The organism is Marinoscillum pacificum (genome assembly GCF_024714495.1).
Taxonomy (GTDB): Bacteria; Bacteroidota; Bacteroidia; order Cytophagales; family Cyclobacteriaceae; genus Marinoscillum; species Marinoscillum pacificum.
The window spans coordinates 94,767-119,504 of the sequence record NZ_JAMZMJ010000016.1 but is presented as its reverse complement, the minus strand read 5'-3'; the positions used below and the strand labels follow the sequence as shown (position 1 = coordinate 119,504).

Sequence of the window (24,738 nt, the reverse complement as noted above, 5' to 3'; positions counted from 1 at the left end):
AAAACCACATGATGTTTGAAAGACGCTCGATAACCTGAGCCTGATTTGTATTTTACCAAGTCATTTGACTTTTCTTGTTTATCCATTTTTGACACTGTTTGTGTCAACCTATTTCAGGACCTGACCAGTTGACAGGCTATAAATGCATTCCAATTCAAATACCTATCACTTTTAGGAGTTTAAAATGTGAAATTCCGTTATTTTGGAGGTATGAAAGATCCAAACCTCCATCAAAAGAGCAAAGGACATTTCATATATACCCTCAAGAAATTAATGATTACTAAATACATTCAACTCTTAACCATTTGCATTGTCTTTCTATCCTGTAATAAGCAGGAGACTCATAACGATATGAATCCGAACATTCAATCCGATACCATTTTGGTTTTTGACACTGTTCCGACTTATAAAACTCAGTCTGTACAATCAATTGACAAGGTTAAATTAAGATCTATTGTTGAACATTTACCGTCAATACGTACTACTAAGAACTCTGAAGAATTAAGATATAAGCTGGAAAGAGATCAATTTCTCTTCGTCGTAGATAGTAATCTTTACACTTATGATATTCAAAAAAATGAAACCGAATTGATTTTCAAGGGTGAGCAGGGATGTAAAATCATAGACTTTGCCCATAATATAGATGGATACTATATCCTTTACCAGCATAATAATTACTCAAAACTTATTCGATTCGATGGATTATATGGAACGGATACCTTGTATTCACATACTCTGGCTGAAAGTGAAGGTGCTGAGGCTCCGTATAACTTTGCTCTTTCACCAACTGGTGATTATGTTGTGTTGAATATGGGCTATTGGGAATGGTTCGGGATAAGAATCATAAATACCAGAGACCATTCGGAATTTCAGAATTTACCTGAAATCGGAATGCTTACACACTTTCTGAAATGGTTACCTTCCAATAGCGCACTGATGGTGAGTAATGAAGGTGCGGCATTGGATATGGGGGGACCTCTCCATGCAGTTAATATAAATCTTGATACTAAAGAATTCAAATCATGGAAGCTTGACAATACTATCTATCAAGGTTTCGTACAGGGCTATGAAGAACTAACCATTATTGGAGAAAAAATCGGAAATTTTGAGAATGTTCTGAGAATTCCACATAGAGGTTTAAGTCCAATAAAAAGTAACAAAACAAAGCATAAATTCAGTTTAATTTCTGGGTCAGATAGTCTTCAAACTATGATTAGTGAAGACGTGTCAAAATTCAAATGCTTATTTACTATCAACGGCAAAGAACAGTTTAACAAAGGTTTTTTACTCGAGTACGCTCAATTTGAAAAGTTCGATTATCTGACCAGTAAAATTGACTCCAACAGTCAATCTATTCTAGTAACCTTTAAGGTTGGAATTGGTGCATATGATTATGGATCGATAACTTATCATTTAGACTATACGGGGGTGATCCTTAAAAAGACTTACGACAACATTGATGAGGAATACTACCAATTTGATAAACGAGAAGTTGAATACTTAATTGATAGTACTAGAAACATTGTTAATCACTATAAAAATGGTCAGTTGACTGATACATATGTTAGAAATCCATTGAGTAGCCCAATCCCCGCGGAAATAATCTACAAACCATAAAAGAGTAACATTGTGTGATGGCGCATGTGCGAACATGCTTATATCCAGCCTCATCGCAACTCGACCACTAAACTGCCGCTGGGAAAAGGCTGTGCTTTCCACATCCTTATATCACCCTCTCCATCACCACATAGTCCTTCCCACCCTTTTGGAAAGTGTGATCTGTTTTCACCATCCCAAATCGCTCGTAGAAACCACACTTCTCGATTCGAGCATTGCACCAGATTCTAGTTGCTCCTTGCTCTGTTAGCCACTCAAATAGATAGTTCAGCAACTTACTTCCATAACCTTTGCCCTGATGAGACTCTAATGTGGCAAACTTTCTAAACTGAGCCTCTGTTCCATTCTCAAAAGCAGACACTACAGATACCAGTTGATCAGCCTCATACAGTCCAAAATGAACCCCATCGTTATCTTCGGGGAGCTTCACATAGTTCAGTTCTCTGTCTGGCCACATCACCTGATGCCTAATAGACCATGTTTGGTGCGGAGCTATTTGTTCAATTTTCATAGACATAAAAAAAGTGAGCTCCTCACGAAACTCACTTCTATTTCATTTCTTTTAATCATTTTAGCCAATGGCATTTCTGATTTTATCTGCAATGGATACCATTTCCTCTGAAGTCATAGAGAGCTTTGGTTGAGCAAAGCTCATATCATTCACTCCATTGATCGGAATCAAATGAACGTGCGCATGAGGCACTTCCAGCCCAATCACTGTTACACCTATTCGCTCACACTCTATCACAGACTCAATTCCTTTAGCCACTTTCTTCGCAAACACATGTAAGCCAGCCAATGTCTCATCATCCAAATCATAGATATAGTCCACTTCCTTTTTAGGAATGACTAAAGTGTGTCCCTGAGCCAATGGATTGATATCCAAAAAAGCCAGGTATTGCTCATTCTCAGCCACAATATGTGCTGGAATTTCTCTTGCTATGATTCTGGAAAAGATAGAAGCCATTAGTAAGCGATGTTTACAATTTCAAATTCCATTTCGCCTGCAGGCACTTTGATCTTCGCCGTATCACCTTCTTTCAACCCAAGCAAGCCACTTCCAATAGGCGACTTTATAGAGATCTTGTTTAGCTTAAGATCAGCTTCCTCTTCAGCAACCAGCATGTATTTTACCTGCATACCATTCTTTTTATTCTTAATGGTCACAGTAGACAAAATACCTACTTTAGAAGTATCTAAGCTAGACTCATCTATCACTCTGGCATTACCAACTACCGCCTCAAGTTTGGAGATTTTCAGCTCCAACAAACCCTGAGCATCTTTAGCAGCGTCATATTCAGCGTTCTCACTTAAATCACCTTTATCTCTTGCTTCAGCTATTTGCTTAGCCATGTCCGATCTGCCTTTTGTCTTCAGGTGAGCCAACTCATCCTTCAGCTTCTGTAAACCTTCCTTGGTATAATAATTAACTGCTGACATATAATTTTCTTTTACTGTGTAAAACAAAAAAGAACGGCCCTATAGGACCGCCTTCTTCTATATAGTATTCTCTTAATTCGTATCTGTTAGGAGGCAAATATAAACGTTTTGTGATTGATTTACAATTACCTGACTTGTGCTAAACCCTCTTTTACCAGCTTCGAAACCAGCACTTCATTGATCCGTTCATAGGACTCAAAAGTCCATCCTGCTACGTGAGGAGAAAGGATTACCTGTAGATTATTAGCCAACTTATCGAACTCAGCTTGCTCTTCAGAACTTAGCTTATTTATTTTTTCATTTTCCAATACATCCAGCGCTGCTCCGAGCAATGTTCCGCTTTCCAACAGCGTATTTACCGCACTTAACTTTAGCACCTCACCTCTACTGGAGTTGACTATTAACTTTAACTTTTTGAATTGATTCAGGTAGTCTAAATCAAAAAGGAATTTAGTCTCTGATGTTAACGGAACATGGATACTTAAGATTTCCGTTTCATTGAAAAAAGTTTCCAAATCCACCTTTTCCACCCAATCCAGATCAACATCCGATTTGTACTTGTCATAAGTGATCACGCGGCATTCAAAACCCTGCAGTTTTCTAGCAACAGACCTCCCCATAAAACCATAGCCAAATATCCCTACCGTTTTACCTTTCAGTTCCATACCGCGATTACCTTCACGATCCCACTTACCGTGCTTCACCTCCCTATTTCCTCTATTCAGATTGTGAAAAAGAGAAAGCAACATGCCAATCACATGCTCTCCTACCGCATCACGGTTACCTTCAGGCGCATTGACCAGTTTTATTCCTTTGGCGGTTAGATATGGATAATCTACTTTATCGATTCCTGCGCCTGCACGAGCGACAAATTTTAGTTTAGAAGCTTTATCAAGTAATTCCTTATCCACTTCGAGTTTACTTCGCACAATGATCCCATCATATTCTGGAATGATGTCATGCACCTCTTGCGGAGAAATGTCTGGTCGGTAATCTGGTGCGAACCCTGCATCGATTAACATTTTAGAAATGCTATCATGCATTAAGTCCACTATTAATACTTTCTGGCTGGTTGTGTTCATAAATTATAGAGCATGTGAGCAACAGAGAAATAAACGGCTAAGCCTAATAAATCGTTCGCTGTTGTAATAAACGGACCTGACGCTAAAGCTGGATTTATCCCAAATTTATCCAGCACTAAAGGCGTGATGGTTCCCATAAAAGAAGCAAGCAACACAACGCTAAAAAGTGCTATGGAAACAGTTGCTGCTAAAGATTGATTCTGATTAATAAGCATGATGACTCCAAAGACCATCAAAGCAAGGATTACACCGTTTACTACCGCTACAAAGAGTACTTTGAGCAATCGTTGAAACAGTGATCCTGCAAATACATTTGGATTGGCTAAACTCTGCACGACCAAGGAAGAGGATTGTATCCCAACATTTCCTCCTGTTGCAGTAATTAATGGAATAAACAGCGCTAGCGCTGGCACGATGGCTATATCCCCTTCAAACAAGCCCATAAACTGAGCACCAAGAAGACCTCCTACCATACCAATAACTAGCCAAGGCAAACGTGCTTTAGATAAAGCCCACACTGTATCTGCTTCTTCCACATCTGCAGAGATACCCGCCATCATTTGACGTTCTTCTTCTGCCATCTCAGTGATCACATCTACGATATCATCAATGGTAATACGCCCAACTAGTTTTCCTCTGGCGTTGACAACAGGCACAGCCTCCAGGTCATACTTCTGCATGATTTGGGCTACTTCCTCTTCGTCCATATAGGTTTCTACCGATACGACTGTATCGTCATAGATATCCGCAATTTTTGCCTTATCACCAGCAAGGATTAGACGCTTCAAGGATACTTTTCCAACAAGCTTTCCCAGGTCATCCACCACATATACAGAGTACATCTTCTGCACATTTTCAGCCTGCTTTCTTATCTCTTCTATACACTGAATAATCGACCAATTGATATTGGCCTTGATCAATTCTTTTGCCATGAGTCCACCTGCCACATCTTCATCATACCGAAGAAGATCCATGATGTGGGCCGCCTTTTCTTCATTATCAATGAACTTGATAACTTCTTCACGCTTCTTGATAGACATCTGATACAGAATATCCGCACAGTCATCAGAATCAAGAAACTCTAAAAACTCAGCTAATTCTTCAGGAGAAAATTCAGATATAAAATCTGCACGAACATCATCCTCCAGGTCATTAAGAATGGCCGCATCAATGTCTTTGGGTAGTACAGTGAATACATATCGGCACTCTTCCGAGTCAAACTCATACAGTAATGCAGTGATATCAGCAGGATTGATTCCTTCCAGGGAAGATGTGATAAACGCATCATCCTGTTCATCAAGCGCTTGTTGAAACCGCTCGAGATATTCCTTACTTAATTCAAACTCCATTACCGCCTCACTCATGAAGAAATATGATTGGTCAATTCGACAAAATCTGCCACTGTTAGCTGTTCAGCACGCTGATTGAATACATCTGATTCTGTAGCAAATTCCAAATTTAGATCTTTTAGTGCGTTGCGCAATGTCTTTCTACGTTTTCCAAATCCTGCTTTTACCACTCGCTTAAACAACTGCTCATCGCATCCTAATGTTTGCACATCATTGCGCGTAAGACGAATCACGGCAGACTGCACTTTAGGCGGAGGATTGAAAACTTGTGGAGGGACTGTAAACAAATACTCTATCTTATAGAATGCCTGAAGCAATACACTTAATATGCCATAAGTTTTGTTTCCTTCTTTAGCCGCAATTCGATCTGCCACTTCTTTTTGAATCATGCAAACGACTTCCGTCACATCATTTCTATGATCCCAAATTCTAAAAAACAATTGGCTAGATATGTTATATGGAAAATTCCCAATAACAGAAATTGGCTTTGCCAATGAGTCCAGATCATACTTCAGAAAATCCTGTAATCGAAATTGCTCCGCGTGATCCGGATATACTTCTTTAAGATAGTCTACAGACTCACCATCTACATCAAAGGCCACAAAACCTTCTCGTTCAAGTAAATATTTGGTCAATACACCTGTACCTGGCCCTATCTCGAGCATGGTGGCTACATCTTTTTGTTGCAAACCTTCCACAATCTTTCTGGCAATGTTCTCATCTTTGAGAAAGTGCTGACCTAAATGCTTTTTCGGGGAAACCTGTTTCAAACTATCCGGTTACGTTAAAATGAATTAAATTTCGGCGCTGTAAAGTAGATAAATATGGAGGATTCTTCTCAAAAGAAAGAACACAAACCTGTAATTGGCATCTCTATTGGAGATATTAATGGTATTGGACCTGAAGTGGTCATCAAGGCGCTGAATGATAACCGCGTTCTCAGACACCTCACACCAGTAATTTATGCTGATGGTCGCGTCATTTCTTTTTATAGAAAACATCTGAATCTCCAAAACTTCAACTACAACCAAATCAAATCAGTTGATAAGATTCAAGACCGCAAAGTAAACGTGGTTAATCTTAACGAGCAGAATGTAGAGGTAACTCCAGGAAAAGGCACCAAAGAAGGAGGCGATTATGCACTTCTTTCATTGCGTAAGTGCATGGAAGACCTAAAAGCTGGAAAAATTCAGGCGATGGTTACCGCACCTTTGAGTAAAGAACTGGTACAATCAGAGGATTTTAAATTTCCTGGACACACAGAGTATCTTACTCAGGAAGATGGAGCCAAAGACAGTTTAATGTTTTTAGTGGCAGAAGAACTTCGAGTGGGAGTAGTAACTGGACATATTCCATTAAAGGAAGTTTCTAATAAAGTAACAGATAAGTTATTGACTGAAAAACTTCAGTTGATGATCAAGTCTCTGAAAAAAGATTTCGGCATCAAAAAACCAAGAGTGGCGGTGATGGGACTTAACCCGCACGCCGGAGAAAATGGTTTATTGGGTGATGAAGAGGAAAAGGTCATCAATCCTGTATTGAATGAATTCAGAAATAAAGGCAATTTGGTTTTTGGACCTTTCCCATCAGACGGGTTCTTTGGAAGCAACCAATACCGAAGTTATGACGGCATTCTAGCCATGTATCACGATCAGGGACTTATCCCGTTCAAAAACATTGCTTTCTCTAATGGCGTAAACTTCACCGCAGGGCTGTCATTTATCAGAACTTCTCCGGATCACGGAACGGCATTTAGTATTGCTGGAAAAAACGAAGCAGATGAGACTTCTATGCGGAGTGCAATCTACTGTGCAGCCGATATAATTAGTCATCGAGAAGAATTTCAGTAAATCAAGCAGTTAAATATGTTTTTTTATATCTGGTTTATTCCTAAATTTGCGGTTCTTTAAGCGGGTAGAAGAAATTAACGCATGAAAGGATTGAGGGAATTTCAGATAGATATCTTCAGTTTAAACCACAAACAACACGAGTTTGAGTTTGAAATAGGAGATCGACTGTTCTCTCAGTTTGAGTACAGTATTATAGAGCATGGCCGAGGCAAATGCCATTTAATACTAGAAAAATCGGAAACGATGATGACTCTGAACTTTCAAATTGACGCCTCTGTAGAGCTCATTTGCGACAGAAGTTTAGACAATTTCGATTACCCGGTAAAGGTTGATGAAAAAGTCATCATCAAATTTGGTGAAGATAACTACTCTCTAAGCGAAGATGTCATTGTGATCAAGCAAGACACATCAAGCATCAACGTTGCAGAGTTTGTTTATGAATTCATTACTCTGGCAGTACCTTTGAAAAAATTACACCCTCGTTATGAGGACGAATTTGAAGAAGATGACGAGCCGGAGATGATTTATACTTCTCAAGAAGACGAGGAAGAAGACAATAGTCAGGAGCCAGATCCGAGATGGGAAGCATTAAAAAAGTTGAAAGGAAAATAATAGATTAGAATAAAATGGCGCATCCTAAGAGAAAAATTTCGAGGACTAGAAGGGACAAGAGAAGAACTCACGTAAAGGCAAACCCTAAAAATTACGTGATTTGCCAAACAACAGGTGAAGCTCACCTTCCACACAGAGCCTTCTGGCACGAAGGAAAACTTTACTATAAAGGTAAAGTTGTGATGGAAAAAGAAGTTTTGGCTTAAGTTAGCCGAACAAAACAAACATTATGGCAAAAATCCGAGCGGCAATCACAGGAGTTCAAGGTTACGTTCCCGATTATGTATTAACCAATCAGGAACTTGAAACCATGGTCGACACAAACGACGAATGGATTCAATCAAGAACCGGAATCGTAGAGAGAAGAATTCTAAAAGGAGAAAACCAGGGCACTTCAGTAATAGGTGCCGAGGCAGTAAAAGGTCTTCTAGAAAAGACAGGTACTGATCCACTAGAAATTGACATGATCATCTGCGCTACTGTGACGCCAGACATGCCATTCCCTGCAACAGCTAACATTGTTGCGGATATGGTAGGTGCAAAAAACTCATTCGGTTACGATTTGAGTGCGGCTTGCTCAGGATTCCTATATGGTCTTGCTACCGGAGCTTCATTTATTGAGTCTGGTGCAGCGAAGAAAGTAATTGTAATCGGTGCGGACAAGATGTCCTCAATTATCGATTATACGGACAGAACCACCTGTATCATCTTTGGTGATGGAGGTGGTGCTGTTTTATTGGAGCCTACCGAAGAAGAAGTAGGTATCATGGACTCTATCCTCAAGTCTGATGGATCTGGAGCTCCATACCTTCATATGAAAGCTGGTGGTAGCCGCAAGCCTGCTACTCCAGAAACTGTAGCCGCTCGTGAGCACTATGCTTATCAGGAAGGTTCTACAGTATTCAAGTTTGCTGTTACGAATATGGCAGATGTAGCTGCCGAAGTAATGGACAGAAACAATCTCACTGGAGATGATATCGCCTGGTTAGTACCACATCAAGCGAACAAAAGAATTATCGACGCGACGGCTCGTCGCATGGATGTAGGAGATGACAAAGTCATGTTAAACATCCAACGATATGGCAACACTACCGCAGGAACACTTCCTTTATGTCTTTGGGACTATGAGTCACAACTTAAAAAAGGAGACAATATCATTCTTGCAGCATTTGGTGGTGGCTTCACCTGGGGAGCAACCTGGCTGAAGTGGGCATACGATCCTAAATAAACCTCTTTATAAATCATGGCAACAACTGCAGATTTTAGAAACGGTCTTGTGATTGAGTTCAACCATGACCTTTTCACAATTGTGGAGTTTCAACATGTGAAACCAGGAAAAGGTCCTGCTTTCGTAAGAACCAAACTCAAAAGTCTTACTACAGGTAGAGTAATCGACAATACTTTCTCAGCTGGTCACAAAGTGAACACTGCAAGAGTAGAAAGAAGAGCTTACCAATTCCTCTATAAAGACGATTTGGGCTATCACTTTATGGATAGCAACACATTCGAACAATTCCCTGTACAAGAGCACTTAATCAATGCACCTGAATTCTTAAAAGATGGACAGGATGTAGAAGTAATTGTTCACGCAGAAGAAGAAAAAATCTTAGGAGTTGAACTTCCTCAGCATGTAGTAATGCAAGTGGTGTACACTGAGCCTGGGCTTAAAGGAGATACTGCTACAAACGCTACTAAACCGGCTGAATTAGAAACTGGCGCTACCATTCAGGTTCCTTTGTTTATCGATCAGGACGAGATCATCAAGGTAAATACTGAGACCAAATCTTACGTAGAGCGAGTAAAATAAAAATAATTACCTTTATTTTGAATATGTAAGGCCGCTCACTGCCTTATAATAGACAACAAAAAAGCTAAAGCATGAAAGCAAAAGAAATTCGTGATTTAATAGATTTCATTTCAGGTTCTGGACTTGATGAAGTTAACATTGAAACTGAAGAGTTTAAAATCAGTGTAAAAAGAGCATCTCAGCAGGTAACTGTTAGTGCTCCGGCACCTGTAGCAGCGGCTCCGGCTCCAGCTCCTACCCCAGCTGCGGCAGCTCCGGTTCCAGCAGCAGAAGCTCCGGCGGCTCCAGCTCCAGCAGCATCAAACGATGCTAATTTGATCACTATTAAATCTCCAATGATTGGTACGTTCTATAGATCATCCAATCCTGAGTCAGCTCCATTCGCTAGCGTAGGTGATTCTATCAGCAAAGGAGATGCGGTATGTATTATTGAGGCAATGAAACTTTTCAACGAAATCGAATCTGAAGTTTCAGGAAAAATCGTAAAAGTATTGGTAGAAAATGCTCAGCCTGTTGAGTACGACCAACCTCTATTTTTAGTTGATCCATCTTAAATAACCATACATCGTGTTCAAAAAAATACTCATAGCAAACAGAGGTGAGATTGCTTTACGAGTAATTCGTACGTGTAAAGAAATGGGCATCAAAACTGTAGCGGTTTACTCTACAGCAGATGCGGATAGTCTTCACGTGAGATTTGCCGATGAAGCAGTTTGTATAGGACCTCCAGCAAGTAAAGATTCTTATTTAAAGATCCCTCAGATCATTTCTGCAGCAGAAATCACCAATGCAGATGCTATTCACCCAGGATATGGTTTCCTGGCTGAGAACGCTGAGTTCTCAAAAGTGTGTGAGGAGTATGGCATCAAGTTCATTGGAGCAAGTGCAGACATGATTAACTCTATGGGAGACAAGGCAACAGCTAAAGCAACTATGCAAGCGGCTGGCGTACCAACCATCCCTGGTTCTGATGGACTTTTAGAATCTGTAGAGCAAGGAATGAAGATAGCTAAAGAAGCTGGCTATCCAATCATGCTTAAAGCTACTGCCGGTGGTGGTGGTAAAGGTATGCGCCTTGTAAATGATGAAAGTGGTTTCAAGAAAGCTTGGGATGATGCTCGTCAGGAATCAGCAGCTTCATTCGGTAACGATGGTCTATACCTAGAGAAATTTGTTGAGGAGCCTCGTCACATTGAAATCCAGGTAGTAGGCGATAGCCGTGGACGTGCATGTCACCTTTCTGAAAGAGATTGTTCTATCCAGAGAAGACACCAGAAATTAGTGGAGGAAACTCCTTCACCAATTGTTTCTCAGGAACTTCGTGAGAAAATGGGTCAAGCAGCTATTAAAGGAGCTGAGGCTATCAATTATGAAGGTGCTGGAACAGTAGAATTCCTTGTAGACAAGCACGGTGACTTCTTCTTCATGGAGATGAACACACGTATCCAGGTAGAGCACCCTATCACCGAAGAAGTAACTGATTTTGACTTGATCAAAGAACAAATCAAAGTTGCTGCAGGTGTAGAGGTATCTGGAAGAAACTACTATCCACAACTGCACTCTATTGAGTGTAGAATCAATGCAGAAGATCCGGCTAATGGTTTCAGACCAAGCCCTGGTAAAATAACTAACCTTCATTTCCCTGGTGGTCATGGAGTGAGAGTAGATAGCCACGTTTACGCTGGTTATGTTATTCCTCCATTCTATGATTCTATGATCGCTAAACTTATCGTAAGCGGTCAGTCTAGAGAAGAAGCTATCGTTCGTATGAAACGTGCTCTTCAGGAAATGGTCATCGAAGGAATTAAAACAACAATTCCATTCCATATCAAATTAATGGATGATCCAACATTTAAGTCTGGTCAGTTCACGACTAAATTCCTGGATACATTCGATTTTTCTGATCTGTAAATCGATAGAATAAGCATTTAATCGAAAAGGTCTTTGTGTTGAACAAAGACCTTTTTTATTTCGTTTTTAATTAAGCGCAAAGAACATTAAGAGTGTAGTATCTTTGCCTGATTTAAAAAGCAAGCGAGATCAATTGTCAACGACATTTAACAACAGACTTACAGAAGAACAATATGAACTAGTTTCAGAGCTGGTGAATAATGCTTTGGTTAAAGCTGTAGACTCTATGGCTAAGATGCTAAAGATTCGCGTAGATGCATCTCATGTTGACTTCAACACTGGTGACGTTGATACTTTTCCTGACCTGGATCTGCTTGGAAGATTTAAAGCACACCTCGTGAAGCTGGTATTTAGTGGTGACATTAGAGGTGCTTTCTACTTCATCATTCTCGATCACGAAGTAGATCTTATTAATTCTGTCTGTTTACCAGAAGAGTTCAAGTCAGACAAGCGTACAGAAAATAAGTTGATGAAGCACGGCTTTATGTCGGAGATAGAGAATGTAATCGCGGCACTCTCAATGAAAGAGATTTCTGAGTACTTAGGTGTACAACTGGAGTTAAAAGTTCCTCAAATCCAGATTATACCGTGTAATCAAATAAACGAGTACTTCGAAAAAGAAAATAAAATCTACAAAACGGCATTCCACGTATCCTCTGTACTGAAAGGTGTTGCTGTCAATGTATCTCCATATTTCATATGGATACTGGATCAAAACTTTTTGGATATTCTCCGTCTGAATACAACGGAATAAGAATTAGCCCCTTAAAGAGCACATCCTACAATCAGCACATCGTCAACTAACATATGTGAGCCACTCCATTCTTGCATAAACTTAAGAATGTCTTCTTTTTGCTCCATCATGCTTTTGCCGTACTGACCTTCTATGATGTCGTTCATTTGTTTCTTGCCCAGCTTCTTGCCATCAGTACCACCCATCAAGTCTTTGAATCCGTCACTAGATAAATAGAAGTTGGACTTTACACCATCTGTCAATGGCACATTACGTGTATTGTAGTGGTGAGGGTATTCCCACATCTCGCCTATTTGCATGCGATCTGCTTTAATAACTTCCAACTTACCACCTTGCACATGAAACAAGTCTGTTTTTGCTCCAGCGTACTCAATTTTACGTATTTCAAGGTTGATCTTTAGTACACCTACATCTGCACCTGTTCCAACCTGAAGGTTCTCACGCTTTTTAAACTTAGTCCCAATCTTATGATGGAGGTATCTAAGAATAGTACCTGGATCTTTAATATCTTCTTCCTGAACGATTTTTTGTAATGATTGTGTGTAAACACGAGTCATCATACTCGCCAAGTGTCCATGCCCCATGCAATCAAAAAGAACAATATATAAGTGCTCTCCATCCTGGTGTACCCAGAAACCATCACCACCCGCTTTGCCGATCATTGGTTTATTGATCACGAATGATTCTATAACACTGGCCATTAGCTCTTCAGGAAACAACGAAAAATAATTTCGTTGAGTCTCGTCTTCGCCTATGCCCAGGTTGAAATATGTAGGTTCCTGTGGTTTCATATACTATTGTAATCCAATAACTACGTATGCTTCATGATTATTCCAAACGATTGGAATAACATAAATGGATACGTCACTAGGTATCTTTAATTGAGAAGGCATGCCCTGAAATACTACTGGAACAGAAATCATAAAATTTGCTCCCAGGTTTGCTCTCACATTTCCTGCAACTACGTTGGAGATTTCTCCAGCCATATCCAGGATATCTTCATCTGAAGGATCATCTATTCCTATGAAGATCTTAATTAAATCTTCATACATGTGACGATCCGCAGAAATGTAAACAAAGCCTTTTCTATTACCTGATATACCGATCATACCAGTGTAATCCTTCAGCACCAAGCCTTCAGACTGCTTAATATACGGCACATTTAGTTCAGAATCAATTTCAGTAAGGTGTCTAAAGTAATTATTTACTGAATTGATGAATAAACTACAGGTCGCATCAAATTCCGCTTTACTTGTTTTCATTTCGCTTCAATAATCGGTCAAATGCGTTTGCTAAATCATCCGCATTAACTGGTTTATACAAGAATCCCCTAGCACCTTTATCCAGTGCTCTTAGACCTGTAAGCTTATCAGATAATGCAGTTATTATCATCACCTTTGCAGCGGGATGCACTACCATAATCTCATCAAGACATGCTAAGCCATCCATTCCAGGCATGGTAATGTCCAAAGTGATCACATCTGGCTTCTTTTCTTTTACGATTTCGAGAGCCTTATGACCATCCGGAGCCGTACCAATAATCTCAATATCGTAATCTTTGAGATTCTTTTCAATAATTCGCCTCATTATGGACGAGTCATCAACTATTAGCAGTCTCATCTAGTTCTGGTTCTTCTTTCATGCTACCACTCACAGGTAGCTTAATAATCAACTGAAAATACTTACCAGTTTCAAAACTGGTCTCGAACGTTCCTGACATTCCCTCAATGAGATTCTTCACGAGATTCATGCCTTGTCCTCTACCTGCATGTTCGTCTATTTCCTCCGCAGTTGAGAAGCCTTCTTTGTAGATAAGATCAATGATTCCTTGCTCATCCAATTTTTCAGCTTCAAAGTCGCTTACGACACCTACTTCAATAGCATGCTTTTTAATGTTTTCTATATCAAGACCTTTACCGTCATCTTTGTAAGTAACCTCCAACAAAGTATCTTCCGGCTGATTTAGATCAATCGTAATACTTCCTCTTGACATCTTACCTTCTTCTGAACGGATAGCCTTATCCTCAATACCATGTCTCATCGAGTTTCTTATCAATTGAACCATGATATCTCGGAAAGTGTCAATTTTCTCATTTGGCAGCACCAAATTACCCTCATTCTTAAAGAAGAAATCAACTTGTTTCTCCATTTTTTCAGAAAGTACTTTCACTGCTCGCTCCAAAGAATCGATTAGCATGATATTAGAAACCACATGACCTCCTGATGGGTATTTGCGATAAATGTCAGCGACTTTTCTAAGCATTGAGCTCATGTCGTCAATCATCTTATCCGCATCATCAATCTCATAAAGAATAGTCAGGAAGTCTTTTCCTTTCACCTCTTTGTCTTTCAACTCAGCGATAGATTCTTCCACCTCATGAAACTTCTGACTCATGATATCCAATCCAATCACCACAGCATTCCCTTTTAGATTATGAATAGTCTCAAAAGTGAATTGTAATAGCTCTTTGAAGTTACCATCACGATCAGTTTCATATCTCTCAGAAATACTACGAAGTGTGCGTTTAGCATTGTGAAGGAATCCACGAATAAGAGAAGGATCGATTTTAAGAATACTAAGAACTTGTTCTGTCTCCTGCTTCTTCTTCTTCTCTGCTTCTTCCAGGTGTTTTTGTAACAATACTGCTTCTGTTTCATCAGAAACCGTCACCATAATATTGGCAATCTTGTCTTTTCTCCAAATACGAGTAAAGTTCACTCGAATGTATTTGGTGGTAACAAGACCTTCTTTTTCACTATAAATTTTTACTTGCTCAATTGGATTCAACTGGTTAACCACGTCTTCATCCATGTCTTCATTGAACAAGTGTCTCATAAACATCTCCAAAGCTTCCAAATCTCTTGGAATGATCAATGGACGCATAAAATTGGAGAAGTTTTCTCCAGCAATCTTATTAACGCCAAAAATCTTCTCCATTGATTTGGAGTAGAGCTTACTCATCTTTTGGTTTTTATCCAATAGGAAAATTCCCTGATGAATATTTTGGAAGACCATCATCGCCACGCGATAGATGTTGTTGTAAAGGAACTTGGCCTTATCCCGCTCCTTCCTGAGAATATTGTGAGATTTGACAATTTCACCCGCCATTACGTTGAACGTATGTGCATAGTGTCCAATCTCATCTTTGGTAGGAATTACTACGCGCCTTGTAAAGTCTCCTTTTGAGAAACGAACCGCATATTCTTCCAATAACTTCACGTTACTTAACAGGTTAGTCACAATGATCGACATCAACCACAGGGCTAAAACTCCTATAATAACATCCACGACGATGAATGTCCAGAACTTTCTGAAGGCATTGCTCGCCAAGCCTGCAGTGGTCACAAGTAACCTACTGGAGATACTATCCTCAACCTTTTTCAGCGCATTGATTTTATTGGTAGTCATTTCATACCAATAATTCGAATCCACTTCAAAATTGGTTCTGGTATGTAGCACATTTCTAAGGCGATCAACCTCATCTACATCATGACCTGCAACTAAGCGTTCGTAGGTATCACGTGAATCATCATCCGCAATAACAATAAATGCGTCTATATAGGAATTTTGTTCCGCTACCAATGATGTAAATGACGAATACAATTCGTCATCCATCGCCTTCAGCGTAAATGCCTGAGTTCCAATAGCGCGTTCAATACTCGCTCTTTCCTTTGCTTTCAAAAAGTAAATCAAAGCATGTACTTGCTGCGCTACATCCTTGTCTCTGGTTTCATTAATCAATTGATCAACTGTATTCAGAGCTACATTATTGATATCCGAAAAATACTTAAGAATCTGATATGGATCTAACGAAAGCTTATCTACTCTCCTCCTGATTTCGTCTATCTCATCAAAGCTAGTTTTAAGTAACTCAATGTCATTGGTATGCTTCACCAGCACATCTTCAAGGTCTGGGTTTTGAAGCTCTACATAAAATCTATTAAGTGTACTATCTGTAACGTCTCTCTGTCTTGTAATCTGCTCATCAAATTCGTGCCCATTACTGGTAACGTAACCAATAGCAATACTACGCTCCTTCTGAAGCTCATGCACCACGTGGTTAATCTCAATTCCCAGATTAATGGTTTTGTTCAGACGATTGGAGTCACCATAATCAAGATAGTTGTGCTGGATTTGAAAATAATCAAAACACAATATGATTAGGATCAGTGGTATTAATACTACTGCAAACTTTATACGAATCGGCAGATCGTAAAGTATTTTCATACTTTATTGGAGTTAGTTAGTGCTTTTAAGGTAATTACATTACTCTGTTTACCACCTCAATTAATGCTTCTGAGGTAAACGGTTTCACAATGTACTCAGATGCTCCGAGTTCTTTTCCTTTATTCACAACAGTTTGCTGACCTACAGCACTAATCATGATAACTTTTGATTCTAATCCTTGATCTCTTAACACTTTAAGAATTTCAAATCCCATCATGTCTGGAAGAATGTTATCCAAAGTAATAAGGTCTGGCTGAGTATCTAGAGCAAGGTCAATGGCTGTTTCACCATCTTTAGCCTCTCCTACTACTTCTAAACCAGCTTCTTCCAAAGCACTTCTGATAAGAGATCTCATGTAGATCGAATCATCAACTATTAGAACTTTCTTACTCATTTTCTTCTTTAATTATTCTTAAGTTAACCTCTAAACCAAATCTTTAATTTTATCAACGAACTCTTCCTGGAAAATCCATATGAAGTCCGGAGAAATATCTAATTCCTTTCCATGAAAATTGGCCTTGAAATGCACAACTGCATCAAACTCTCCAACTTCTTTATCAATAAAAGAGTTTAGATCAGAACCTTTTACTACTTCTAGTGAAGGCACGTGCCCATATATCTCCAATCCAAGGAAATTCGAAAACTCTGTAATTACAGCAGCAGCCATCATATTATCCATTTCCGTAAGGAAGCCCATTTTCATCATCTTACTTTCTGGGGTATCGGAATTAACAATATTCCCAGGAAGACAAGCATTGAGAACTTTGGACACTTCATCCTCACTAAAGATCAAGTGACTGGTACCTTTTAGTTCACCTATCAGGTTAGTACGTATAACGTGTACACTTTGATCACCTGAATCTTTATATTTTGGCAATGGAACGTCATCGTTACTCCAATCAATCTTCTCCATGGTGATAGGACTCTGAAGAATCATCTCCATGGATTTCTTCGCCATGGACATACCATCAAAGACCAACTTTGACGCTACTTCCAACTCGTTTTCATTTAACTTATCAAGCATAGGTTATTCTGGTTACTACAATGCAATCTCTTAAAAATGTTATTTATATCAATATTTAGTCGATCAAAGCAATGTATAATCTGTTGGATGGAGTAAAAACATGGGTCAACCTGCATAATACCCCTATACCCAACTTATCATATTCTACACACCTAGAGACGCCTGGACTTCTTCCAGCACCTTTTCCCTGGTAAATGGTTTTATAATATAAGCATTTGCTCCCAAACCAAGGCCCTCTTCAATGGCAGATTGCTGACCAACGGCACTAATCATAATCACCTTTACTTTAATATTTTGCTCCTTGAGAACTCTCAATATCTCAATACCAGACATATCGGGCAATATATTATCCAGGGTGATCAAGTCTGGCTTAAGCTCTACAATAAGATCGAGAGCTTCAGCTCCATTCTTTGCCTCTCCTATCACATTGTATCCAGACTCTGTAAGTATGGCTTTGATGGTTGCCCTGGAATACCCAGAGTCATCTACAACTAAAATATTTCGGCTCATAATCTTTATTTCGCTAATGAAGCACTAGGCTCCTTTTTTCTGTATATTCTCGTTTTAATATCTTCTACCTGAAACAAACTCTTCCCTGAATCTGGCATAATGTCATAATACCCAATGATTAAATAACCATTTGGCTTCAAACACTGGTGCAACAAGGTAAGCACCTTCAATTTAAGCTGATCATCAAAATAGATCATAACGTTCCTGCAAAAAACGATATCATATTTTCCATTCACGGAATCATGAACCAGGTTGTGCCTGCTAAAATTGATATTTTGCTTGTATCGAGGCTTAATCTCTGCATACTTTTCAGTAAACAAGAAATAATCCTCGATTTTCTTATTCGGAAAAAACTTCAAAAATGGATTGAGGTATTGCTTGATAATATCGAGTGAATACTGTCCTGACTTAGCTTTTGCCAAAGCCTTGGAACTCAAATCACTTGCCTCAAGCCTTGCTCTACTCAACAGGTTTCTCTCATCCAGCACGATGCTCATGGTATATACTTCTTCACCGGTAGAGCATCCTGCATGCCAAATCCGCATGGATTGACCTTTATATTGATCCAGGATTTCATCTCTTAACTTGATCCAAACATCTGGATTTCTGAAAAGCTCTGTTAGATTCACTAAAAGATCATCAATAGAGCTCATAAAGAAATCATAGTCTTTGAGAACTCTACTCCATAGATCTAGTGAAGAATCCATGTTGTGCTTCATCATGAGGCGAGTTACTCCTCTTTTCAGCGATGTTTTTTCATAATTAGTGAAGTCCAGACCATATCGATTGCGAATTGCGGTCATAAGGGCATTCATTTCCTCATCCGTAATAAGCTCCGCTGGTGATTTGAAATCATTTAAAAATATGGTCCCCGTACTCTTCATACTAATTTTCCATTTGTGTTTGTAGGGAATGTCTGTGAATAAGGTCTGTAATCACAGCCACATCTACTACCGGACACACATTGCCATTTCCTAATATAGTTGTTCCACTCAATAGTTTTGTCTTATCTATTGGTTTAGTTAGTGGTTTTTCGATAATCTCCTTCTGCTGGATGACTTTGTCTACCACCATACCGGTGGTCTTGCCATCATAAGAAACGATGATAACATCAAATACAGCATCATCATCCGTTTCATCGAAAGTCTTATGAAGTATTCCTTTCGTAGATATATCGTTGAGAGATCTAAGTGATAAAATATCCTTGAGAAAAATCAAGGATATGGCATCGCCCTGGAAAGTACTCATAAGGCCACCACTCAGCTTCTTTACATCTTTTTTCTCGATTGACACTACAGCTTCGGTATAAGAAAGCGCCAAAGCATACTCCTGACCGCCTACATCAAACAGTAAAGAGCCCTTTAATGCAAGTGATGCAGGAACCTGTAAGTTCATTGTTGTTCCTTTGCCTACTTCGGTTTCAATCTTCACCTGGCCAGCAATACTTTCTACGGCTTTCTTAACCACGTCCATTCCAACACCTCTACCAGAAAGTTCATTGACCTGAGCTGCGTTGGAGAACCCGGACTCAAAGATATAAGTCAAGACTTCTTCCTTACCCATCGATTTGGCCATCTCAGGAGTTGCAAGTCCTTTTTCAACGATCTTTCTCCTGATGACCTCATGGTCTATACCTGCACCATCATCTTTTACCTGAATAACCACTCTATCTCTTTCATAGTGTGCATCCAATGTAATTTGCCCTTCTACAGGTTTGTTATTTTTTCTTCTGACTTCTTCTGACTCTATACCATGACTCACCGCGTTTCTAACCAGGTGCACCATAGCATCACTCATCAGCTTCAGAATGTTTCTATCAATCTCTGTGTCAGTTCCTTTAAGAACCAAATTCGCCTTCTTGCCCTCTATAGATGCAGCATCTCTGAGTACCCTATGAAACTTATTGAATAAAAATCCCACCTGCACCATACGAGCATTCATGATGCTGTACTGCAAATTGGAACTGATTCGCTGTAGTCTATCGAACTCTCCGGTTTTGATACCAAGCTCCTGACTATAGGCGATCAAGCGATCTCTTTCAATGATTAACTGACCTACTTCACTTAGCAGGTCGTCCATTTTCTTAACTGGAATCTGAATAACGTCAGAAAAGGATATCTGAGTAGTGTTCGCCTCTTCCTGCACCTCTTCTTCCACTACCTCCTCTTCAACCACTGAAGAAGATTCTTCCTCATCCGAACTTTCTTCTGATTTGGAGTCTTCACCTTCATCTTCCTTAGCCAACTCATTTTTCAAAAAGATAGCCAAGCTGGTCTTAATTCCAAGGAAACTAACCTTTTCACCAGAATCCATGGCATTTACCAAAGCTCCCAGCTTATCGTTAGCACGGAAAAGAAGTTTGAACAATTCGTCATTTAGTTGAACCTGATTACTCTTTATGGCAATCATCACATCCTCCATCACGTGTGACAAATCCGCAATTGAATCAATACCTAAGCCCATCGCATTACCTTTTAGGGTATGCGTAATCCTAAATATGGCATTAATTGCATTTTGGTTGTTATGATCCTTCTCAAGATCCACAAACAATTTATCCAATTGCTCAAGGTTGTCTTTGGCTTCAACCAGGAAGAGTTCTTTGTATTCGGATTCTTTCAATGCTATAAACAGTTTACCAAATAAACACCGATTTCTTTTATGTGCAGGACGGTATCCGCCGCTCCCGTTTCATATGCCAGTTTAGGCATTCCGTAAATCACACTGGAGGCTTCATCTTGCGCGATTGTTCGTCCTCCTGCATCTTTAATGGCTTGCATACCTCGCACTCCATCTTTACCCATTCCAGTCAATAGTACACCTATCGTTTTATCTCCATAGGCTGAAGCCGCTGAAGTCATCAGGGCATTGATGGATGGATTGTTATATTCTTTATACACCTCATCAGAAAACCCGATTTTCGGTGTGTTATTTTTATCTCTAGCCACAACCATATTGGTATCACCCGGAGAGATGATCACCATTCCTGCCTTGGGAATCATTCCTTTTTTACCAACCACTACCTTCAGAGGACTTAAAAAATCAAGCCTGGCAGCAAATGATTTGATGAAATTAGGTGGCATATGTTGCCCCAACAACACCGGCACATTCAAGTTGGCAGGTAAAGACATGATCACTTTCTCTACAGCAGTTGGACCACCAGTGGATGCACCAATGACAATTGCATGATAATTGGCAGTGGTATCAAATGTGTGAGATAGCTTATTCAGCCCATCTCGCTCTATTTTATTGGCTTTAGGCTTAGCTCTAGCTACACGTTTTACTGTAGACACGAGCTGTGCTCCTATTTCTCTTACTTTAGATCCGCCTCGCTGAGGTTTGTTGATATAATCAACGGCTCCTAATTCCAGCGCATCGAATATGGTATCCAGATTGGAATTTCCTACTGAGCTTAAAATAAGAATGGGAATGGGGTTGGATGCCATAATACGCTCCACAGCGTAAATGCCGTCATACTCACCCATGTTCATATCTAACAGAACAATATCCGGACGCAGACTCTTGACCATGCTAACAGCCTCTTTACCATCTACAGCGCTACCAATCACATTCAGTTCACTGTCTTTAGATAGAAGATCTGTTAAAAGGAGCCTCATGAAGGCTGAATCGTCAACAATCAGTATGTTTATTTGACCTGCCACCGTATTATTCCGATAATCTAGATTTCAGACGATCACCTTCAATCATTTCATCAATATCAATGAAGAACACCATGCCTTCTTCTGTTCTAAAGAGCCCCTTGACATATGTTTCATCAAGAGAGGTTTCAGAAATATTATCATAAGCAGGCTGGATGTTACTCCCAGAAATGATATGACTGACGGGCACTTCAGGAACAAGTACGCCTACAGTAAATTTTTGAGTTTTAACTACGATGGTATACTCAGACCTTGATTTCAAGCCTTCCAAACCATCTACATAAGCTAATTTATAAGCCAAATCCAAAGTGACGATACCGCGCCCTCTTATGGTAGCCATACCGGGAATGTATCTTGGCGCTTGAGGCATTCGGGTAATTTCTGGTGTTACCACCACTTCATTTACCTTTCCAATTTCTATGGCAAAAGACTCATTTTCAATTCGAAAAACGATTAAATGAACTTGCTTACCGTCTAAAGATTTTATCTCTTCAGAAAATTTCTCATGGAGCTTTTGACGTCTTTCATATTCGAGTTTCGTAACAAGGCCTTCTCTTACAACAGGCTTTTCTACTACGTATGACTCGAACGTATGTTTAGTTTCTCTTACAACAGGAGCAGGCACCACTTCTTGTGCAGGCTGTTCTACTACTTCTATAGGTGCAGGAGTAACAGCAACTGGTGCAGGTGGAACAACTTCTTTAGTTACCACTTTTTCTTCTACAACTGATTGTTCAGGTGCCTTTACCTCCTCAATCTTTTTAGAAGATGTTTTTTTTGAGGTTGACTTTTTAGCTACTTCTTTCTTAGGAGTTGCTTTTTTTGTAGGCGCTTTCTTAGCTACAGCTTTCTTAGTTGCTGGCTTTTTACTTTCAGCTTGTGCTTTAGGTTTATCACTAGACTTAGGCTTCACCTTTTCTGTTGAAGTTTCCTTATTCTTAGCCGGCCCCTCATCATTAGGCAGCAGGCTCTTCTTTTTCAAATTACCTCCTAACGCCATCTCACAACAGTTTTAATATTTCTTCACTTAAATCCAGGTAATCACTAGCACTATTTGAAGTAGGAGCATAGCTGATAACACTCTGCCCAAAAGAAGGAGCTTCAGACGCTCTAACATTTGGTCGTATCTGACTTTCAAACATTCTAAAATCGTAATTCGCATTGATATGCTCATACACCTCCGATGAAAGCTTCCTTCTCTTGTCTACCATTACAGGCAATATACCGAGAACACTCAAGTCATCATTTAAGGTTTGCTTTATTTTTTGCAAAGTTTCAGAAATCAAATCCAGACCTTGCAAACTGAGCACCTCCATCAACATAGGTATCAGCACATACCTACTCGCTGTTAACGCATTGACTGTCAATAACGACAATGACGGAGGACAATCAATGAAAATAAAATCATAGTCCTTTACCTGATCTAAAAGATATTTCAATCGATGTTCCCTATTTTCTGCATCTACCAATGACAACTCTACATCTGCTAAGGAAATGGAAGAAGGGATCACATCCATTCCTTCCCTCTCAACTATGGTTTCTAACAAATCAACTTCTCCATAAAGAGCATCTGCTATACTCTTTTCAAAATCAACTATACCCAGAGAGTAGCTCAAACTACCTTGTGGATCCATATCAATAAGTAGGATCTTCTTGCCTTTTTGCTCTAAGGCTTTCGCAAGATTAATAGTACTTGTAGTTTTCCCGGTTCCTCCTTTCTGATTCACTACGGAAATAGTCATAACTGGCAAATTAGGTCTAGGTTTTGGGTCTTAGATTCTAGTTCTATCAGCGCTTTGCTAATTCAAATAGAAGTTATTGAATTTCTTCTAATGATTACAAGGATGCTTTGATAAACATACCACCAAAAACAATGTAACCCCTAATAGATTCGTCCAATCATGAAAAAATCTGGATGGATGGGTATGATTTCCGTCAGAATTAGACACTGACAATCCAGCTCTCTAACATTAGAAAAGATTAAATTGAGAGACACCGCTTTTGAGATTCTCAGAAATACTCTCAGCCAGGCCACTTTCTCTATTGACAACATGGTGACTTGACTAAATCAGACCAACATATGATACTCCACAAGAAATCCAGATATAAAAAAAGCCCTCATAAAGAGGGCTCAAATTCCTGTGTTATTCAACAATATTTTAGTTGAAAGTCTGCGTAGATTTTCTTGATGCTACATGCACTTTGAAAAACTTTTCGCACTCTTCTTGCGATCCTACAAAGACCACTGTATTTCCTTTCTTCACCAGGTATTGCTCCAATGACTCATCGTAAGCCAATCTCACTGCAAACCTATTTTTCAACGACTTTAACATTTCTTATTTAAAAACTAATTTTTATAGCTTATGAATCAAATCAGTAAAACGCCTATGACGCCTTTGCCACGTTGTTATTGTATGAATTAAACCCCGGGATAAAATTAAAGTTAGCATCCAAAAGGTCTTGAAAATCTTCACCACACTCTAACATATCATCATCGTCTTCCTCATAATGCCAGTTGATCACAATCCTCAGACCTTGCTCTTCCATAGCTTTCAATCTCTTTAAGATATCAAAGATGCATTTAGCTGAACTTGTATTGAACATTGTCATTTTGAAATCAGCCTTGATTCCTCCTCGTGTTGCCTTGATAGAATTCAATATCTTTAACAACGGTTGGTAAAATGCTACACTGTTGTCTGGGCTAGACATTCCTGCAATGCTCAATCGACCTTTTCTTGGGTCGAATACAATCTCTGGTGTTAGGTGAGTTTTTCTGATAAATAACATAAACGATGATTCTTTGGCTATTTTTACTATGCAAGAATACGAATCTTATTTATGCTAGTTGTATTAGTTTCGTTGAATGGGCACAAATAGTTGATGAGTGAGTCTTTTGAG

The 24,738-nt window shown here is 39.4% G+C and carries 29 protein-coding genes; 9 read left to right on the top strand and 20 right to left on the bottom strand.

The window, feature by feature from the left end:
* Window positions 1-351: 351 nt before the first annotated feature.
* Entirely contained in the window at window positions 352-1,617 is a 1,266-nt protein-coding gene (locus NXS00_RS24045; protein ID WP_258101841.1) for a hypothetical protein, read from the top strand.
* Between the two features lie 106 nt (window positions 1,618-1,723).
* Here NXS00_RS24045 and NXS00_RS24040 read toward each other — a convergent pair whose 3' ends face one another.
* The 6 genes from NXS00_RS24040 to rsmA form a co-directional block, all read right to left on the bottom strand.
* Window positions 1,724-2,128: a GNAT family N-acetyltransferase gene (locus NXS00_RS24040; RefSeq protein WP_258101840.1), complete on the bottom strand. Its 405-nt coding sequence runs from the start codon at window positions 2,126-2,128 to the stop codon at window positions 1,724-1,726.
* Window positions 2,129-2,188: 60 nt separating this feature from the next.
* Complete coding sequence (locus NXS00_RS24035) at window positions 2,189-2,584, bottom strand: HIT family protein (protein ID WP_258101839.1); 396 nt, start codon at window positions 2,582-2,584, stop codon at window positions 2,189-2,191.
* Entirely contained in the window at window positions 2,584-3,057 is a 474-nt protein-coding gene (gene greA, locus NXS00_RS24030) for a transcription elongation factor GreA (protein WP_258101838.1), read from the bottom strand. Before greA ends, NXS00_RS24035 begins: the two co-directional genes overlap by 1 nt.
* 125 nt (window positions 3,058-3,182) lie before the next feature.
* Entirely contained in the window at window positions 3,183-4,139 is a 957-nt protein-coding gene (locus tag NXS00_RS24025) for an NAD(P)-dependent oxidoreductase (RefSeq protein ID WP_258101837.1), read from the bottom strand.
* Window positions 4,136-5,503: a magnesium transporter gene (gene mgtE / locus NXS00_RS24020; RefSeq protein WP_258101836.1), complete on the bottom strand. Its 1,368-nt coding sequence runs from the start codon at window positions 5,501-5,503 to the stop codon at window positions 4,136-4,138. The genes NXS00_RS24025 and mgtE overlap by 4 nt, the downstream gene beginning before the upstream one ends.
* Complete coding sequence (rsmA, locus tag NXS00_RS24015) at window positions 5,500-6,258, bottom strand: 16S rRNA (adenine(1518)-N(6)/adenine(1519)-N(6))-dimethyltransferase RsmA (protein WP_258101835.1); 759 nt, start codon at window positions 6,256-6,258, stop codon at window positions 5,500-5,502. Before rsmA ends, mgtE begins: the two co-directional genes overlap by 4 nt.
* A 54-nt stretch (window positions 6,259-6,312) precedes the next feature.
* On the opposite strand from rsmA, the gene pdxA reads away from it, so the two are divergent.
* From pdxA to NXS00_RS23975, 8 genes are all read left to right on the top strand, one after another.
* On the top strand, window positions 6,313-7,338 hold the full coding sequence (gene pdxA / locus NXS00_RS24010) for a 4-hydroxythreonine-4-phosphate dehydrogenase PdxA (RefSeq protein ID WP_258101834.1): 1,026 nt from the start codon (window positions 6,313-6,315) through the stop codon (window positions 7,336-7,338).
* An 81-nt stretch (window positions 7,339-7,419) separates the two neighbouring features.
* On the top strand, window positions 7,420-7,950 hold the full coding sequence (locus tag NXS00_RS24005) for a YceD family protein (RefSeq protein WP_258101833.1): 531 nt from the start codon (window positions 7,420-7,422) through the stop codon (window positions 7,948-7,950).
* 14 nt (window positions 7,951-7,964) lie between these two features.
* The gene (gene rpmF / locus NXS00_RS24000) at window positions 7,965-8,156 is read left to right on the top strand and encodes a 50S ribosomal protein L32 (protein WP_258101832.1); all 192 of its coding nucleotides are present in this window, start codon (window positions 7,965-7,967) and stop codon (window positions 8,154-8,156) included.
* Window positions 8,157-8,179: 23 nt separating this feature from the next.
* On the top strand, window positions 8,180-9,178 hold the full coding sequence (locus NXS00_RS23995; protein WP_258101831.1) for a beta-ketoacyl-ACP synthase III: 999 nt from the start codon (window positions 8,180-8,182) through the stop codon (window positions 9,176-9,178).
* Window positions 9,179-9,193: 15 nt separating this feature from the next.
* Window positions 9,194-9,757 carry an elongation factor P gene (efp, locus tag NXS00_RS23990; protein ID WP_258101830.1) on the top strand — a complete coding sequence of 188 codons (564 nt, stop codon included), beginning with the start codon at window positions 9,194-9,196 and terminating at the stop codon, window positions 9,755-9,757.
* 71 nt (window positions 9,758-9,828) lie between these two features.
* On the top strand, window positions 9,829-10,311 hold the full coding sequence (gene accB, locus NXS00_RS23985) for an acetyl-CoA carboxylase biotin carboxyl carrier protein (protein WP_258101829.1): 483 nt from the start codon (window positions 9,829-9,831) through the stop codon (window positions 10,309-10,311).
* A 13-nt stretch (window positions 10,312-10,324) separates the two neighbouring features.
* Window positions 10,325-11,668, top strand: a complete 1,344-nt coding sequence (accC, locus tag NXS00_RS23980) for an acetyl-CoA carboxylase biotin carboxylase subunit (RefSeq protein ID WP_258101828.1) — start codon at window positions 10,325-10,327, stop codon at window positions 11,666-11,668.
* Window positions 11,669-11,801: 133 nt separating this feature from the next.
* Complete coding sequence (locus NXS00_RS23975) at window positions 11,802-12,422, top strand: hypothetical protein (RefSeq protein WP_258101827.1); 621 nt, start codon at window positions 11,802-11,804, stop codon at window positions 12,420-12,422.
* Window positions 12,423-12,433: 11 nt separating this feature from the next.
* On the opposite strand, the gene NXS00_RS23970 is transcribed toward NXS00_RS23975, so the two are convergent.
* The 14 genes from NXS00_RS23970 to NXS00_RS23905 form a co-directional block, all read right to left on the bottom strand.
* Entirely contained in the window at window positions 12,434-13,213 is a 780-nt protein-coding gene (locus NXS00_RS23970; protein WP_258101826.1) for a PP2C family protein-serine/threonine phosphatase, read from the bottom strand.
* A gap of 3 nt (window positions 13,214-13,216) precedes the next feature.
* The gene (locus NXS00_RS23965; RefSeq protein ID WP_258101825.1) at window positions 13,217-13,684 is read right to left on the bottom strand and encodes a chemotaxis protein CheX; all 468 of its coding nucleotides are present in this window, start codon (window positions 13,682-13,684) and stop codon (window positions 13,217-13,219) included.
* Entirely contained in the window at window positions 13,671-14,009 is a 339-nt protein-coding gene (locus NXS00_RS23960; RefSeq protein WP_258101824.1) for a response regulator, read from the bottom strand. Before NXS00_RS23960 ends, NXS00_RS23965 begins: the two co-directional genes overlap by 14 nt.
* A gap of 13 nt (window positions 14,010-14,022) precedes the next feature.
* Window positions 14,023-16,650, bottom strand: a complete 2,628-nt coding sequence (locus tag NXS00_RS23955) for a nitrate- and nitrite sensing domain-containing protein (RefSeq protein WP_258101823.1) — start codon at window positions 16,648-16,650, stop codon at window positions 14,023-14,025.
* A 34-nt stretch (window positions 16,651-16,684) separates the two neighbouring features.
* A complete protein-coding gene (locus NXS00_RS23950; protein WP_258101822.1) occupies window positions 16,685-17,044 on the bottom strand; it encodes a response regulator in 360 nt (119 codons plus the stop codon).
* Window positions 17,045-17,074: 30 nt separating this feature from the next.
* Complete coding sequence (locus tag NXS00_RS23945) at window positions 17,075-17,674, bottom strand: chemotaxis protein CheC (RefSeq protein ID WP_258101821.1); 600 nt, start codon at window positions 17,672-17,674, stop codon at window positions 17,075-17,077.
* Window positions 17,675-17,818: 144 nt separating this feature from the next.
* Window positions 17,819-18,184 carry a response regulator gene (locus tag NXS00_RS23940; RefSeq protein ID WP_258101820.1) on the bottom strand — a complete coding sequence of 122 codons (366 nt, stop codon included), beginning with the start codon at window positions 18,182-18,184 and terminating at the stop codon, window positions 17,819-17,821.
* A 5-nt stretch (window positions 18,185-18,189) separates the two neighbouring features.
* The gene (locus NXS00_RS23935) at window positions 18,190-19,068 is read right to left on the bottom strand and encodes a CheR family methyltransferase (protein ID WP_258101819.1); all 879 of its coding nucleotides are present in this window, start codon (window positions 19,066-19,068) and stop codon (window positions 18,190-18,192) included.
* A gap of 1 nt (window position 19,069) precedes the next feature.
* On the bottom strand, window positions 19,070-20,803 hold the full coding sequence (locus tag NXS00_RS23930) for a chemotaxis protein CheA (RefSeq protein ID WP_258101818.1): 1,734 nt from the start codon (window positions 20,801-20,803) through the stop codon (window positions 19,070-19,072).
* Between the two features lie 2 nt (window positions 20,804-20,805).
* Window positions 20,806-21,843, bottom strand: coding sequence for a chemotaxis-specific protein-glutamate methyltransferase CheB (gene cheB, locus NXS00_RS23925; RefSeq protein WP_258101817.1), 1,038 nt, complete (start codon window positions 21,841-21,843; stop codon window positions 20,806-20,808).
* Window positions 21,844-21,847: 4 nt separating this feature from the next.
* The gene (locus NXS00_RS23920; RefSeq protein WP_258101816.1) at window positions 21,848-22,840 is read right to left on the bottom strand and encodes a chemotaxis protein CheW; all 993 of its coding nucleotides are present in this window, start codon (window positions 22,838-22,840) and stop codon (window positions 21,848-21,850) included.
* Between the two features lies 1 nt (window position 22,841).
* On the bottom strand, window positions 22,842-23,582 hold the full coding sequence (locus NXS00_RS23915; RefSeq protein ID WP_258101815.1) for a ParA family protein: 741 nt from the start codon (window positions 23,580-23,582) through the stop codon (window positions 22,842-22,844).
* A 417-nt stretch (window positions 23,583-23,999) separates the two neighbouring features.
* Entirely contained in the window at window positions 24,000-24,173 is a 174-nt protein-coding gene (locus tag NXS00_RS23910) for a hypothetical protein (RefSeq protein ID WP_258101814.1), read from the bottom strand.
* Window positions 24,174-24,225: 52 nt separating this feature from the next.
* A complete protein-coding gene (locus tag NXS00_RS23905) occupies window positions 24,226-24,627 on the bottom strand; it encodes a DUF1987 domain-containing protein (protein WP_258101813.1) in 402 nt (133 codons plus the stop codon).
* Window positions 24,628-24,738: the final 111 nt, after the last annotated feature.